16 protein-coding genes and 1 pseudogene are annotated in these 13,792 nt (G+C 74.1%); 3 read left to right on the forward strand and 14 right to left on the reverse strand.

Annotated features, from left to right (window positions below):
- Positions 1–52 precede the first annotated feature (52 nt).
- On the forward strand, positions 53–1,234 hold the full coding sequence (locus tag ACPXCB_RS02705) for an aminotransferase class V-fold PLP-dependent enzyme (protein ID WP_425871848.1): 1,182 nt from the start codon (positions 53–55) through the stop codon (positions 1,232–1,234).
- Here the strand turns inward: ACPXCB_RS02705 and ACPXCB_RS02710 are convergent.
- Positions 1,122–1,841 (reverse strand): murein hydrolase activator EnvC family protein, encoded by a 720-nt coding sequence (locus tag ACPXCB_RS02710; RefSeq protein ID WP_425871850.1) that lies wholly within the window; start codon positions 1,839–1,841, stop codon positions 1,122–1,124. The two genes, ACPXCB_RS02705 and ACPXCB_RS02710, sit on opposite strands and share 113 nt — an antisense overlap.
- A 206-nt stretch (positions 1,842–2,047) precedes the next feature.
- On the opposite strand from ACPXCB_RS02710, the gene ACPXCB_RS02715 reads away from it, so the two are divergent.
- Positions 2,048–3,154 carry a sulfite oxidase gene (locus ACPXCB_RS02715; protein ID WP_425871852.1) on the forward strand — a complete coding sequence of 369 codons (1,107 nt, stop codon included), beginning with the start codon at positions 2,048–2,050 and terminating at the stop codon, positions 3,152–3,154.
- Positions 3,155–3,278: 124 nt separating this feature from the next.
- Here ACPXCB_RS02715 and ACPXCB_RS02720 read toward each other — a convergent pair whose 3' ends face one another.
- The 12 genes and pseudogenes from ACPXCB_RS02720 to proS form a co-directional block, all read right to left on the reverse strand.
- A complete protein-coding gene (locus tag ACPXCB_RS02720; protein ID WP_007075222.1) occupies positions 3,279–3,602 on the reverse strand; it encodes a DUF2469 domain-containing protein in 324 nt (107 codons plus the stop codon).
- Entirely contained in the window at positions 3,599–4,411 is an 813-nt protein-coding gene (locus ACPXCB_RS02725) for a ribonuclease HII (RefSeq protein ID WP_425871853.1), read from the reverse strand. The genes ACPXCB_RS02720 and ACPXCB_RS02725 overlap by 4 nt, the downstream gene beginning before the upstream one ends.
- On the reverse strand, positions 4,405–4,893 hold the full coding sequence (locus ACPXCB_RS02730; protein ID WP_425871854.1) for an NUDIX hydrolase: 489 nt from the start codon (positions 4,891–4,893) through the stop codon (positions 4,405–4,407). Before ACPXCB_RS02730 ends, ACPXCB_RS02725 begins: the two co-directional genes overlap by 7 nt.
- A 48-nt stretch (positions 4,894–4,941) precedes the next feature.
- A complete protein-coding gene (gene lepB, locus ACPXCB_RS02735) occupies positions 4,942–5,562 on the reverse strand; it encodes a signal peptidase I (protein WP_425871855.1) in 621 nt (206 codons plus the stop codon).
- Between the two features lie 9 nt (positions 5,563–5,571).
- Positions 5,572–6,446: pseudogene (lepB, locus tag ACPXCB_RS02740) on the reverse strand (signal peptidase I).
- A 184-nt stretch (positions 6,447–6,630) separates the two neighbouring features.
- The gene (rplS, locus tag ACPXCB_RS02745; protein ID WP_101414582.1) at positions 6,631–6,987 is read right to left on the reverse strand and encodes a 50S ribosomal protein L19; all 357 of its coding nucleotides are present in this window, start codon (positions 6,985–6,987) and stop codon (positions 6,631–6,633) included.
- Between the two features lie 142 nt (positions 6,988–7,129).
- Positions 7,130–7,903 carry a tRNA (guanosine(37)-N1)-methyltransferase TrmD gene (gene trmD, locus ACPXCB_RS02750; RefSeq protein ID WP_425871857.1) on the reverse strand — a complete coding sequence of 258 codons (774 nt, stop codon included), beginning with the start codon at positions 7,901–7,903 and terminating at the stop codon, positions 7,130–7,132.
- A 20-nt stretch (positions 7,904–7,923) separates the two neighbouring features.
- A complete protein-coding gene (rimM, locus tag ACPXCB_RS02755; protein WP_425872141.1) occupies positions 7,924–8,580 on the reverse strand; it encodes a ribosome maturation factor RimM in 657 nt (218 codons plus the stop codon).
- Between the two features lie 2 nt (positions 8,581–8,582).
- The gene (locus ACPXCB_RS02760; RefSeq protein WP_172862164.1) at positions 8,583–8,843 is read right to left on the reverse strand and encodes an RNA-binding protein; all 261 of its coding nucleotides are present in this window, start codon (positions 8,841–8,843) and stop codon (positions 8,583–8,585) included.
- A complete protein-coding gene (gene rpsP / locus ACPXCB_RS02765; protein WP_425871859.1) occupies positions 8,818–9,315 on the reverse strand; it encodes a 30S ribosomal protein S16 in 498 nt (165 codons plus the stop codon). The genes ACPXCB_RS02760 and rpsP overlap by 26 nt, the downstream gene beginning before the upstream one ends.
- A gap of 310 nt (positions 9,316–9,625) precedes the next feature.
- Positions 9,626–10,273: a DUF402 domain-containing protein gene (locus tag ACPXCB_RS02770; RefSeq protein ID WP_425871861.1), complete on the reverse strand. Its 648-nt coding sequence runs from the start codon at positions 10,271–10,273 to the stop codon at positions 9,626–9,628.
- Between the two features lie 158 nt (positions 10,274–10,431).
- On the reverse strand, positions 10,432–11,847 hold the full coding sequence (gene proS / locus ACPXCB_RS02775; protein ID WP_425871863.1) for a proline--tRNA ligase: 1,416 nt from the start codon (positions 11,845–11,847) through the stop codon (positions 10,432–10,434).
- Positions 11,848–11,950: 103 nt separating this feature from the next.
- On the opposite strand from proS, the gene ACPXCB_RS02780 reads away from it, so the two are divergent.
- A complete protein-coding gene (locus ACPXCB_RS02780) occupies positions 11,951–12,553 on the forward strand; it encodes a TetR family transcriptional regulator (protein ID WP_425871865.1) in 603 nt (200 codons plus the stop codon).
- A 93-nt stretch (positions 12,554–12,646) separates the two neighbouring features.
- Here the strand turns inward: ACPXCB_RS02780 and ACPXCB_RS02785 are convergent, their stop codons facing one another.
- A complete protein-coding gene (locus tag ACPXCB_RS02785; RefSeq protein WP_425871867.1) occupies positions 12,647–13,726 on the reverse strand; it encodes an amidohydrolase family protein in 1,080 nt (359 codons plus the stop codon).
- Positions 13,727–13,792: the final 66 nt, after the last annotated feature.

Below are 13,792 nucleotides of genomic sequence, written 5' to 3' on the forward strand. Positions count from 1 at the left end.
CCGCGTCCGGCGGAACGGCGGCGATGGATCGACCGGTCGCTACGATCACCGGGTGAGCCTCCCGCAGCCGCCCGAGCCGATCGCGGCAGCCCGCCTGCTCTTCTCGCTCGACCCGGCGGTCAGCCACCTGAACCACGGTTCGTTCGGCGCGGTGCCGATCGCCGTGCAGCGGGCCCAGCAGCGGCTGCGCGACGAGATGGAGGCCAATCCGCTGCGCTTCTTCACGCAGGGCCTGGTCGACCGGATCGCCCACACCCGCCGGCACCTGGCCGGCTTCCTGGGCGCCGACCCGGACGGCACCGCCCTCGTCCCGAACGCCACCACGGGGGTGGCGGTGGTGCTCCAGTCCCTCGGCCTGCGTCCCGGCGACGAGGTGCTCACCACCGATCACGGCTACGGCGCGGTCGGCCTCTCCATCGCCCGGGAGTGCCGGCGTACGGGGGCGGTCAACCGGACCCTGCCCGTCCCGTTGGCCGCCTCGGGCGAGGAGATCGTCCAGATCGTCCGCGCCGGGCTGCGCCCCGGCCGGACCCGGCTGCTCGTCGTGGACCAGCTCACCTCCGCCACCGCCCGGCTCTTCCCCGTCGCCGCGATCGTCGGCGTGGCCCGGGAGCACGGGATACCGGTCCTCGTCGACGCCGCACACGCCCCGGGCATGCTTCCGGCACCGGTGGGCGACGTCGGCGCCGACTTCTGGGTGGGCAACCTGCACAAGTGGGCGTACGCGCCGCGCGGCACCGCCGTGCTGGCGGTCGCCCCGCCGTGGCGGGAACGGATCGAGCCGCTGGTCGTCTCCTGGGAGCAGGAGTCCGGGTTCCCCCGCCGCGTCGAGTGGGCGGCGACGCAGGACTACACGGGCTGGCTGGCCGCGCCGGTGGGCCTGTTCACGCTGCGCAGCCTCGGCGTGGACCGGGTACGCGGGCACAACGCCGCGCTGGCGGCGTACGGCCAGCGGCTGCTGGGGGACACGCTCGGGGTGGCCCCCGCCGACCTGCCGGACCCCGGCGGACCGGGGATCGCCATGCGGATCGTGCCGTTGCCGGCGGGCCTGGGCACCACGCTCGACGCGGCGCGGGCGCTGCGGGGGCGGATCGCCGAACGGCTCGCCACCGAGGTCGCCGTCATGGCCTGGAACGGACGCGGCTGGCTGCGGCTCTGTGCCCAGGTCTACAACACGCCCGACGAGTACGAGCGGCTCGCGGTGCGGCTGCCCCCGCTGCTCGCCCAGCGCTGAGGGCGGGGTCGTCCCCGTCCAGCGGCAGCAGTCGCACGGGGCCCAGGCCGAGCAGCGCCAGCGGATCCAGGTAGTCGGCGCCGCGCCGCAGCCCCCAGTGCAGGCAGGCCGGAGCGGGGCAGCCCGGGTGGCCGGCGAGGAGCGTGCCCAGCGGCGCCCCGGCCGCGAGTGTCTCGCCGGGCCGGACCGCCGGCGACACCGGCTCGTGGGTGGTCCGCAGCCCGTCGGCGTGCCCGACGGTGACGACGGGACGGCCGGCGACCAGACCGGCGAAGAGCACCGTGCCGGCGCCGGCGGCCCGCACGGTCGCGCCCGGCGCGGCGGCCAGGTCGACGCCCCGGTGCCCGGGCAGCCACGGCCGGGGCGGCGGGTCGAACCGGCGCACCGGGCGCGGGACGCCGTCGAGCGGCCACCGGAACCGCACGGCACCGGGCAGCGCGCCCCCGGGCGGTGCGACCACGGACGGTGCGCCCCTGGGCGGTGCCGCCGCGACGAACGCTCGACCCGCCGCCGGGACCGGCCGGGCGGCGGGCGCGGCGGGCGCGGCGGGCCCGAGGGACAGCAGGGCCGCGCAGAGCGCGACGGCGGTACGGGCGGCAGGTCGCATGGGCGCAGCCTGCGCGGCACCCGCCCGTCCCCGCGACCCCCGGCACCCTCGCCTGTGGACGACGGTCGTCCTGTGGACGGCCCCCCGGAGGGCCGGGCGGTCTGCTAGGCGCACTGGTTCCTGGGCGCGCCCGGCAGCGCCGGCGAGGCCCTAGGCTGGGGCGGGCGCACGGTGGAGCCGCCGCCGTCCGGCCGGGGAGGTCCTCGATGACCACTGTGCACGATGCCAGCGGGCCCTCCCGCGTGGCGGAACCCGGCGAGGGCATCACCGCCGAGGAGCTGCAGCTCGCCGCCCGCAACCACGGCATCCCGCTGGAGGCGCTGCGCTACGACGTGACCCCGGCCGGCCTGCACTACCTGCTCATCCACTACGACATCCCGGACCTCGACCCGGACGCGTACGCGCTGACGGTGGCCGGCGCGGTGGACCGGCCGCTGACCCTCGACCTCGCGGCGCTGCGCGAGCGGCCCCGCGTCACGCGCCGGGTCATGCTGGAGTGCGCCGGCAACGGGCGCGCCCTGCTGCGCCCCCGGCCGGTGAGCCAGCCGTGGCTGGTCGAGGCGGTCGGCAACGCGGAGTGGACCGGCACCCCGCTGGCGCCGCTGCTGCGCGAGGCGGGGATCGCCGCCGACGCCGTGGACGTGGTCTTCACGGGCGCCGACCACGGTGTGGAACGCGGCGTCGAGCAGGACTACCAGCGCGCGCTGCCGGCCGCCGACGCGCTGCGCGAGGAGGTGCTGCTGGCGTACGAGATGAACGGCGCTCCGCTGCTACCGCAGCACGGTGCCCCGTTGCGGCTGATCGTGCCCGGCTGGTACGGCATGGCGCACGTCAAGTGGCTGCGCGCGATCGACGTGCGCACCGAGGCGTTCGACGGCTACCAGAACGCGGTCGCCTACCGGCTGCGGCGGGACGCGGACGACCCCGGGGTGCCGGTGACCCGCATCGAGCCGCGGGCGCTGGTCCGGCCGCCCGGCTTCCCCGACTTCATGTCCCGCACCCGCGTGCTGCGGCCCGGTCCGTGCACGCTGGACGGTCGCGCCTGGTCCGGCCACGCCCCGGTCGTCTCGGTGGAGGTGACCACCGACGGCGGGGCCAGTTGGCGACCGGCCATCCTGGACGAACAGGTCGGCGGGGAGTTCGCCTGGCGCCGGTGGCGCTACGAGTGGGCGGCGGAGCCGGGGCGGCACGTCCTCGGGGCCCGCGCCACCGACGCCTCCGGGCGCAGTCAGCCGGTCGAGCAGCCGTGGAACCGGGGCGGCTTCGCCAACAACCTCGTCCAGCGGGTCGAGGTCGTGGTGCTGTCGGGATGAGCCCGCCAGCCGGGCGGACGGGGACGGCGGGGGTGGAGAGAGACGACGGCCGCGCGGCGGTGGGGGCGCCGACGGGCTCGTACGCCCGGCGGTGGGTCAGCCGGGCGGGCGGCGGAGCGGCGGGTCAGCCGCCGAAGCCGGAGTCGGCGGGCAGCGAGATGTCGGGCTTCTCCAACTCCTCGACGTTGACGTCCTTGAAGGTCATCACCCGGACGTTCTTCACGAACCGGGCGGGACGGTACATGTCCCACACCCAGGCGTCGTGCATCTCGACCTCGAAGTAGACCTCGCCGTCGGAGTTGCGCACGTGCAGGTCGACCTGGTTGGCCAGGTAGAACCGGCGCTCCGTCTCCACCACGTAGGAGAACTGGCGGACGATGTCGCGGTACTCCCGGTAGAGCTGGAGCTCCATCTCGGTCTCGTACTTCTCGAGGTCTTCCGCGCTCATCGCACTCCGCCTTCCATGACCACATCTTCCCCCACCGACGCCGGAGGCTGAGGCTGCTCGCCCAACGCCACGCCGACGGTACCCCCTGGCGGGCAGGAGCGCTCCATCGGCTCGTCCCGCCTCGCGTCCGCCGGCCGACGCGCCCGGGGTGGGGCGCCGTCGCGACCGGACACCGTCGCCACGTTGACGTACGAGAACCGGTGCTCCCGGCACGGCCCCCGGTCCCGCAGCGCCGCGGTGTGTTCCGCGGTGATGTAACCCTTGTGCTCGGCGAACCCGTAGCCCGGGAACACCCCGTCGAGCTCGACCATCATCCGGTCCCGGGTGACCTTGGCGAGTACGCTCGCCGCCGCGACGCAGGCTGCCACCCGGTCGCCCTTCCACACGGCCAGACCCGGCACGTCGAGACCGTCCACGCCGAAGCCGTCGGTCAGCACGTAGTCGGGGCGGGTCGTCAGCGACGCCAGCGCGCGACGCATCGCGGCCAGGTTGCTCACGTGCAGGCCCCGCTCGTCGACCTCCTCGGCCGGGATCACCACCACGGCGTACGCCAGCGCGCGGGCCACGACCTCGTCGTGGATCCGCTCCCGGTTGGCGGGGGTGAGCAGCTTGGAGTCGGCCAGCCCGTCGATCTCGCCGCGGCGGCCCTCGGGCAGGATCGCGGCGGCGGCGACCAGCGGCCCGGCGCAGGCGCCGCGACCCGCCTCGTCGGCCCCGGCGACGTGCCGGAAGCCGCGCCGCTGCAACGCGCGCTCCAGCGCGTAGAGCCCACCCTCGCGGCGCACCACCGTGCGCGGGGGCGTCAGCACGGCGCGTCCTGCCCGGCCGTGGGCGCGGCGGCCAGCGCCCGGGCCAGCACCGTCGTCAGGTCCGGCGGGTAGTACCGCTCGCCGCTGGCGGTCAGCTCGTCCGGCGGCCACCACCGGTGGGCGGCGACGGTGGCCCGCTCGATCTCGCTGAAGCCGGCGGTGTCGACCTCGTGGCCCGCCACCCGCACCAGGAAGAACTCCTGCTCCTGCCGGTACCACACGCCGTCGAAGGGGAACTCCGTCACGTCGCGGTGCACGGGCGCCCCGAACGCGGGGGCCGGCAGCCGCAGCCCGGTCTCCTCGGCCAGTTCCCGTGCCGCGCACTCGGGGTAGCTCTCCCCCTCGTCCAGGCCGCCGCCGGGGGTGAACCACCAGCGCCCGTGCTCGGGGCGGGCCGGGTCGGAGCCGCAGAAGAGCAGCACTCGACCCGCCGCGTCGACGAGCAGGACGCGCGCCGCACGCCGGGGGGTGTAGACGGTCACCGCACCAGCCTGCCAGACGCCGCCGACAACGCACACGCCCGGCGGCCCCTACGGTTCGGGGATGGCCTCGTACGGCTTCGGGACGCTCAGCCAGGTGGCCCGGCCGAACGGCCAGAAGACGGTGAAGGCCCGCCCCACGACCTCGCCCTCGGGAATCGTGGCGACGGTGATGTCCTGACCGGACTGCTGCCAGTGCTCCAGCGAGTCGCCCGACGCCTCGCGGTGGTCGCCCATCACCCAGAGCCGGCCCTTCGGGACGGTGATGTCGAACTCCTCGGCGGTCTTGTCGCCGGGGTAGATGTAGGGCTCGTCCAGCGACTTGCCGTTGATCACCAGCCGGTCCTGCGCGTCGCAGCAGATCACGTGGTCGCCGCCGACGCCGATGACGCGCTTGATGAAGTCCTCGCCGTCGGGGTTGGCGCTCCACTCCATGGGGGCCTTGAAGACGATCACCTCGCCCCGGTGCGGGGACCGGAAGTCGTAGACCAGCTTGTTGACCAGCACCCGATCGTCGATCTGGAGGGTGTTCTCCATCGACGGGGAGGGGATGAAGAAGGTCTGCAGCACGAAGGCGCGCACCAGCACCGCGACCAGGATCGCCACACCCAGGAGGATGGGCAGCTCCTTCCAGAAGGAACTGCGCGGCTTGTCGGTCTGCTCGTCAATCACGGCACGAGCCTACGTTGCCCGGCCCAGCGCCACCGTCCGGAACGCGCGAGAACGGCGAGCGCGACAGCGGTCGGGGCGAACGGCACCAGATCGCCGTCCGGCGTGGGGCGGACCGGGGGCGGGGCGCCGGTGGAGGCCGCTGGCGGGTCGGCGACGTCGTCGAAGGTCGCGGGCACCGACAGGGCGCTCCAGCGCGACGACGGCCAGACCACGGTGAACGCCCGGCCCACCACGTTCTCGATCGGCACCGGGCCCTGGCAGCGGGCGTCCTGGGAGACCATCCGGTGGTCGCCCATGACGAAGATCTGACCGGGCGGGACCACGACCTCGTCGAAGCGCCGGGACCGGCACTCGCGGGGGTTGGGCGGGATGTCGAGCGGCGAGTCGCGCAGGACGTACGACGACTCGTCGAGCGGCGTGCCGTTGACCAGCACCCGCCCCTCGGCGTCGCAGCACTTCACCCGGTCGCCAGGCAGGCCGATGACCCGCTTGATGAAGTCCTTCTCGCCGGGGCGGCTGACGCCGACCAGGTCGCCGACGGTCCGGCTGAGCTTGCCCGCGAACCCGGGCTCCGGCCCCTCGGCGACCTGCGGGGCCCAGCGGTCGGTGCCCCGGAAGACGACGACCTCGCCCCGCACCGGGTCGCGCACGTCGTAGACGACCTTGTTGACCAGGACCCGGTCCCCGACGAGGAGGGTGTCCTCCATCGAGCCGGAGGGGATGAAGAACGCCTGGAGCAGGAAGGTGCGGATCAGCACCGCGAGGCAGAACGCGACGACCAGCAGCAGCGGCAGCTCCTGCCAGAGGGGCATCTGTCGGCGGGGCCGGCGGGCGCGCCGTCGCCAGGGGTCGACGGCGCCGTCCTCGTCAAGCGTCTGCACCACGCCACTCTCCGGTCAGCAGAAATGACACTACCGCCCGGGAACCCTGTCGGGGCTCCCCGGGCGGTAGTGGTCGTCGCTCCGCCGTCGTGGCGGGACGTCGCCCGGCTGCGCCCGTAGCGACCAGGGTAGTGCGGTCCGGTCGGTACGACATACGCGCAGCTCGGGCGGCGTGGCGAGCGCGAGGTCAGCTCGGCTGCTTCTCGCGCTTCTCCTTGATCTTGGCCTTCTTGCCCCGCAGCTCGCGCAGGTAGTAGAGCTTGGCGCGGCGGACGTCACCGCGGGTCACGACCTCGATCCGGTCGATACCCGGGCTGTTGATCGGGTAGGTGCGCTCGACACCGACGCCGAAGCTGATCTTGCGGACCGAGAAGGTCTCGCGCAGACCGTCACCCTGGCGGCGGATGACGACGCCCTGGAAGATCTGGACACGGGACCGGGCGCCCTCGACGACGCGGGCGTGCACCTTGACGGTGTCACCGGCACGGAAGTCGGGGAGGTCGGTACGCTTCGACTGGGCGTCAAGGGCGTCCAGGATGTTCATCGCTGCGTCCTCGTGAGGCTCACGGCGCACCGTCAATCGGTGCGCGGGTGGGTGATTCTGATCCCCGGGTGGCGGTCGGTGACCCGACCCCGGTCGAGGATCCTCGCAGCCAGCCGCGGCGCGGCCGGTTGCGGCAACCCCCCTACTTTGCCACATCCCCCGGCGGCACCTGAAATCCGGCCCGGTCCAGCGCGGCGACGTCCCGTTTGTCCAGGCGCTGCGGTTCCAGCGCGGCGAGCATGTCGGGACGACGCGTCGCCGTGCGGGTCAGCGCCTCGTCCCGCCGCCAGCGGGCGATCCTGCCGTGGTCGCCGGAGCGGAGCACCTCCGGCACCTCCAGCCCCCGCCAGGTCGCCGGCTTCGTGTACATGGGGGCCTCCAGCAGCCCGTGGGCGTGCGACTCCTCGGCCAGCGAGCCCGCGTTGCCGAGCACGCCGGGCAGCAGCCGGGTGACCGCCTCCAGGATCACCAGCACCGCCACCTCACCGCCGAAGAGAACGTAGTCGCCGAGGGAGACCTCGGTCACCGGCATCCGGGTCGCGGCGTGGTCGAGCACCCGCTGGTCGATGCCCTCGTACCGGCCGCAGGCGAAGAGCAGATGCGACTCGGCGGCCAGTTCGTGCGCCATCGCCTGGGTGAAGGGGGCGCCGGTCGGGGCCGGCACCACCAGCCGGGGCGGGGTCACCTCCGCCGGGGCGAGGGCGTCGAGCGCCTCGCCCCACGGCTCCGGCCGCATCACCATGCCGGGCCCGCCGCCGTAGGGCGTGTCGTCGACCGTGCGGTGCACGTCGTGGGTCCAGATCCGCAGATCGTGTACGGCCAGCCGCAGCGTGCCGTTCGCCCGCGCCCTGCCGATCAACGACAGGTCCAGCGGGGCGAAGTACTCGGGGAAGATCGACACGATGTCGACGCGCATGCGGGGATGCTCCAGCGGTTCTACAGATCGAGCAGACCGGCCGGCGGGTCGACGACGACGCGACCGCCGGCGAGGTCAACCTCGGGGACGATCGCCTTGACGAACGGGATGAGCGCGGTGCCGCCCTCGGGACGGCGCAGCACCAGCAGGTCTGAGGAGGGGGCGTGGTCGATCCGGGCCACCTCGCCCAGCCGGTCGCCGTCGGGGGTGACCACGGCCAGCCCGACGAGCTGGTGGTCGTGGAACTCCTCCGGGTCCTCCGGCGCGGCGACGTCGGCGCTGTCGACCGCGAGCAGGGTGCCGCGCAGCGCCTCGGCGACGTCCCGGTCCAGGCTGCCCTCGAACGCGACCAGCATCCGTCCCTGGTGCCAGCGGGCGGACTCCACGACCAGTTCGGCGGGCACCCGGAAGGCCACTCCCTGCTCGGGCGCGGCCGGCGACGGCTGAGGTGCCACGGGCTCGGTGCGGCGCGCCCGATCGCTGGGCACAGCCGGGGGCGTCGCCCCCGGCATGGTGCGCAGCACCCGATCGCTGGGCACAGCCGGGGGCGTCGCCCCCGGCATGGTGCGCAGCACCATGCCGGGGGCGAACCGCGCTTCGGGCTCGTCGGTCCGCACCTCCACGGTGACCTCACCGCGGATGCCGTGCGGCTTGCCGACCCTGCCGACGACGAGCAACATCAGTACGAGTCGACGATGTCGACGCGCACGCCGCGCCCGCCGATGGAGCCGATCACCTGGCGCAGCGCCTTGGCGGTCCGGCCGGACCGCCCGATCACCGTGCCGAGGTCCTCCGGGTGCACGCGGACTTCCAGCCGCTTGCCCCGACGGGAGTCGACCATCCGGACGCGTACGTCATCGGGGTGGTCGACGATGCCCTTGACCAGGTGCTCCAACGCCGGACGCAGAGGCATGTCAGGCCTGCTCACCGGCGTCGGCAGCGGCAGCCGGGGCCTCGGCCGGAGCCTCGGTCTTCGGCGTCTCGGCCGGAGCCTCGGTCTTCGGCGCCTCGGTCTTCGGCGTCTCGGCCTTGGCGGCCTTCTTGGCCGGCTTCGCCGGCGCCTCGGCCAGCCCGGCGGCGGCCTTCGCCTCGGCCTCGTACGCCGCGGTGCGGTCGACCCGCTCCGGGGCGACCTTCAGCGGCGGCGGGGCCGGCAGGCCCTTGAACTTCTGCCAGTCACCGGTGAGCTCCAGCAGCCGCTGCACCGCCTCGCTCGGCTGGGCGCCGACGGACAGCCAGTACTGGACCCGCTCCGACTTGACCTCGATGACCGAAGGGTCTTCCTTCGGCTGGTAGATCCCGACGAACTCGATCGCCCGGCCGTCGCGCTTGGTGCGCGAGTCGGCGATGACGATGCGGTACTGCGGGTTGCGGATCTTGCCCATCCGCAGGAGCCGGATCTTTACGGCCACAGTTGTTTCGCTCCTGTTGCGATCTCACCTGCCCGGTACGGGCGGTGCACGGGTGAGTGTCGACCGGCACAGTGGGGTTGGGCCGGAGACTGCTCGGTGGACTGGCGACGTGCCCGGGTTAGAGGGCGCCGGACGCGCGCCGGATACCAGCCAGCCATTCTGCCAGATCGGACGCCGATCGCTCGCACCGGACCGCCCCCGGTCACCCGCCGGGCGGCAGAAGTGACCGAAAGCACAGTCGCCGGCTGGCGGCCCGCCCCGACGATCGGGGGCGGTGCGCCACCGGGACGCGCGGGCGGGTCGGGCCGGGTCAGCGCACCGGGGGACGGTCCCAGCCGGGCGGTAACCCGGCGGGGACGGTCCAGTCGGGCGGCGGGGTGAAGTCGCACCAGGTGCCGTCGAACGGGAACTCCCCCGCCTCGGCCAGCGCGATCACCCGCTTCCCCTCGGCGCGGACCGCGTCGGCGTCGGTCACCCAGTAGTGGTCGGGGAAGGCCAGCCGCTCGGCGAACTCCCCCTCGTCCTTCCACTCCCAGCCCAGGTCGGGGCGGACGACCACGTCGAGGTCCTGGTCCACCATGTCGACGCCGGCGAGCGTGCCGTCGTCCCAGCGCACCCCGGGCTCCTCCAGGTTGACGTACCAGGTGGCGAAGCGGTCGTGCGCGTCGCGGAACCACCACACGGAGTGGGCCGCCCCGGCGGGCAGGAACTTGAGCACGGAGGGGCCGTCCCACCGGCCGGTGGCCAGGCGGTACGACGAGGAGATCCACTCGCTGAACGGCACCGCCCGCATGCCCAGCCCGGCCTCGGTGACCTCGCTCGCGACCGGGGAGTCGCGGGGCACCCAGAGCAGCAGGCCCCGGTCGTCGTCGCTGACCACCCGCGCGGTGCGTACCCAGCCGATCCGGCCCCGGCGCACGTTGCGGTGCACGATCAGCCGCCCAGGTTCGAATCTCACGCACCGACCCTACCGGCCCCCGCCGCCCACTCCCGCCCACCGCTCCGAGGTGCAAGGAAGGGACCCTTCCGCTGCCTCAGGCGTCAGGAAGGTGCCCTTCCTGACGCCTGAGGGAGCCGCCGAGGGAGCCGCCGCGACGCGTGAGGGGATGGACGGACTCAGTAGGCGCGGGCCAGGATGGCGACCAGGTCGGGCTCGTCCTCGGAGTCGGGCACCGAGCCGTCGGCGCGCAGCAGGCAGCGCACGGTGACGCCCTGTCCGTTCGCCTCCGTCTCGCCCTGCACGCCGACCGCCGACCACGGCACCGTGGCCCAGCCGGTGGCCGCCGCCTCGATCGCCTCGGCGAGGGTCGACACCTCGACCGTGCGGGACTTCCGGTGGGCCAGCGCCTGGTCGTGCAGGGTGCGCTGGTCGGCGTCGAGGGCGGCCAGCACGGCGGTCACCACGTCGGCCACCGGCGTCGGGGACTTCGAGCCGTCCGTGCGCCGGACCACGACCGCGTTGCCGGCGGCCAGATCGCGGGGGCCGACCTCGACGCGTACGGGATAGCCGCGCAGCTCGGCGTCGACGGCCCGGCGGCCGAACGGGGTGTCGACGCGGTCGTCGAGCGCGACCCGGACGCCCGCGTCGCGCAACGCGTCGCAAAGCTCTTTCGCCACCTCGGCAGGGCCGCCAGGGCCCTCGCCGTCCTTGACGACCATGACGTACGCCTGCACGGGCGCCAGCTTCGGCGGCACGCGCAGCCCGTTGTCGTCGCCGTGGCACATGATCAGGCCGCCGAGCATCCGGGTGGAGGTGCCCCAGGAGGTCGTCCAGGCGTGCTCCCGGCCGCCCTCGGCCGACGAGTAGCTGATGTCGAAGGCCTTGGCGAAGTTCTGCCCCAGCTCGTGGCTGGTGCCGAGCTGGAGGGCCTTGCCGTCGCCCATCATGCCTTCGCAGGTGTAGGTGGCCGTCGCGCCGGCGAAGCGCTCGCGGGCCGTCTTCAGGCCGACGACCACCGGGATGCCGAGCACGTTGACCATCAGGTCCTCGTACGCCTCGTGCAGGATCCGGCGGGCGTAGGCGCGGGCGTCGTCGCGGGTCGCGTGCGCGGTGTGCCCCTCCTGCCAGAGGAACTCGCTGGTGCGCAGGAAGATCCGGGGGCGCAGCTCCCAACGGACCACGTTGGCCCACTGGTTGAGCAGCAGCGGCAGGTCCCGGTAGGAGTCGATCCACTTGGCCATGAACTCGCCGATGACGGTCTCGCTGGTGGGGCGCACCACCACCGGCTCGGCGAGCTGCTTGCCGCCGCCGTGGGTGACCACCGCGAGTTCCGGCGAGAAGCCCTCGACGTGCTCGGCCTCACGCTTGAGGTAGCTCTCCGGGATGAAGAGCGGGAAGTACGCGTTCTCCGCGCCCGCCGCCTTGATCCGGGCGTCCATCTCGGCCTGCATCCGCTCCCAGATGGCGTAGCCGGCCGGGCGGATGACCATGGTCCCCCGGACCGGGCCGTTGTCGGCCAGCTTCGCCTTGGCGATCAGATCCTGGTACCAGCGGGGAAAGTCCTCCGCACGGGGAGTGAGCACGCGTGCCATGACCGCACATCCTATGCGTCGACCGAAGGGACGACGTCATCGGGCGCGACGTCGCCGGTCTCCGCCGTGCCGGTCGGTGCGGCCGGGCTAGGATTCGACGACCATGGGTGAGGTGAGGGACGGCACCCGTTCCCGGGACGCGATCGTCGAGGCCGCCCGGGCGTTGACCATCGCGACCGGCTGGGACGGCGTCCGGATGGGTGCCGTCGCGCGGGCGGCGGGGGTCAGCCGGCAGACGGTCTACAACGAGTTCGGCACCAAGGCGGGGCTGGCCGAGGCGCTCGCCCGGTGGGAGGTCGACCGGTTCGTCGGCGACGTACGCGCCCTGCTGCGCGCCCACGGCGACGACGTACGGGCCGCCGCGCACGCCACCATCTCGCACACCCTCACGCAGGCAGCCAACGACCCGCTGATCAAGGCCGTCCTGACCAGCTCCCGGGGCGGCTCGGACGACCTGCTGCCCTACCTCACCACCCGGTCGGAGCTGGTCCTGACCGAGGCCACCGAGGTGCTGCTGGAGTGGGCCGACGGCGTGCTGCCGGGTGCCGACCGCAACGCCGTCGCGTTCGCCACGGACTCGGTCGTCCGGTTGGTGATCAGCCACATCGTCCTGCCCGGCGCCCCCGTCACGCAGACCGCCGCCGCCCTCGCCGACCTCGCCGTGTACCTGCTCCTGCACGCGGTCACCCAGGCCCACACGGGCTGACCGGGCGCCGCCCCGGGCAGCGCCGCACCGCCGGCCGGGAGCGCCACCGGCCCGACCGGGCGCCTCCGCCGCCGACCGCCCGGGCGCGGCGGGTCAGCGGACGACGCGACCGCGCAGCACGATGCGGGCAGGGGTGCGTACGGCACGCAAGTCGGCGCGCGGGTCCTCGGCGTAGACGACGAGGTCCGCCAGGCCGCCCTCGACCAGTCCGGGGAAGCCGAGCCACTCGCGGGCCCGCCAGGACGCGGCGGCGAGCACGTCGGTGGTGGACATGCCGGCCTGCTCGTGCAGCAGCAGCATCTCCTCCGCGGCGAGGCCGTGGTCGATGCCGCCGCCCGCGTCCGTGCCCACGTAGATCGGGACCCCGGCCTCGTGCGCCGAGCGGACCACCTCGGGGAAGCGGTCGCGCAGCGCGAGCATGTGCTCGGCGTAGCCGGGGAACTTCTCCCGGGCCTGCTCGGCGATCCCGCCGAAGGTCCGAATGTTGATCATCGTGGGAATGAGCGCGGTGCCCCGGCGGGCCATCTCGTCGATCAGGTCCAGGCTCAGGCCCGTGCCGTGCTCCACCGAGTCCACCCCGGCGCGCACCATGATCTCGACGGCCGACTCGGAGAAGGTGTGCACGGCGGCGCGCACCCCGGCGGCGTGCGCGGCCCGGACGGCGGCCGTCATGGTGTCGGCGTCCCACGCCGGGGCGAGGTCGCCGACCCCCCGGTCGATCCAGTCGCCGACCAGCTTCACCCAGCCGTTGCCGGCCCGCGCCTGCGCGGCCACCGTCGCGGCCACCTCGGCCGCGCCGACCTCGACGCCGATGTCGCGCAGGTAGCGCTTGGGCGGCGCGACGTGCCGACCGGCGCGGGCCAGCCGCGGCAGGTCGGGCTCGTCGTCGAGTTCGGGGTACGGGTAGGGCGACCCGGCGTCGCGGATGGCGAGGACCCCGGCGTCCCGGTCGACGCGGGCCAGTTCGCGGGCCTGGTCGAGCGAGGTGATCGGGGCGCCGCCGCGGGCGATGCCGATGTGGCAGTGCGCGTCGATCAGACCGGGCAGCACGAACCCGCCGTCGGCGATCGTCTCCGCACCGGCAACCGGGGTGAAGGTGACCCGGTCGCCGACCAGCCACAGGTCACGGACCTCGTCGTCGGGCAGCACCACGCCGCGTACGTGCCAGGCCATGCGTCCTCCGTCTGCGCGAAAGGGGGCGGTCCGCCGCCATTCTTCCCGCCCCGCGCGGGCCGGCGG

Origin of the sequence: Micromonospora sp. DT62 (genome assembly GCF_049847285.1) — a bacterium.
Lineage (GTDB): Bacteria > Actinomycetota > Actinomycetes > Mycobacteriales > Micromonosporaceae > Micromonospora > Micromonospora reichwaldensis.

What these genes read in the sequence shown, in the direction of transcription:
- ACPXCB_RS02710 (WP_425871850.1), bottom strand. Translation starts at nt 1,841, where the DNA reads ATGCGACCTGCCGCCCGTACCGCCGTCGCGCTCTGCGCGGCCCTGCTG.
- ACPXCB_RS02715 (WP_425871852.1), top strand. Translation starts at nt 2,048, where the DNA reads ATGACCACTGTGCACGATGCCAGCGGGCCCTCCCGCGTGGCGGAACCC.
- ACPXCB_RS02720 (WP_007075222.1), bottom strand. Translation starts at nt 3,602, where the DNA reads ATGAGCGCGGAAGACCTCGAGAAGTACGAGACCGAGATGGAGCTCCAG.
- rplS (WP_101414582.1), bottom strand. Translation starts at nt 6,987, where the DNA reads ATGAACATCCTGGACGCCCTTGACGCCCAGTCGAAGCGTACCGACCTC.
- trmD (WP_425871857.1), bottom strand. Translation starts at nt 7,903, where the DNA reads ATGCGCGTCGACATCGTGTCGATCTTCCCCGAGTACTTCGCCCCGCTG.
- proS (WP_425871863.1), bottom strand. Translation starts at nt 11,847, where the DNA reads ATGGCACGCGTGCTCACTCCCCGTGCGGAGGACTTTCCCCGCTGGTAC.
- ACPXCB_RS02780 (WP_425871865.1), top strand. Translation starts at nt 11,951, where the DNA reads ATGGGTGAGGTGAGGGACGGCACCCGTTCCCGGGACGCGATCGTCGAG.
- ACPXCB_RS02785 (WP_425871867.1), bottom strand. Translation starts at nt 13,726, where the DNA reads ATGGCCTGGCACGTACGCGGCGTGGTGCTGCCCGACGACGAGGTCCGT.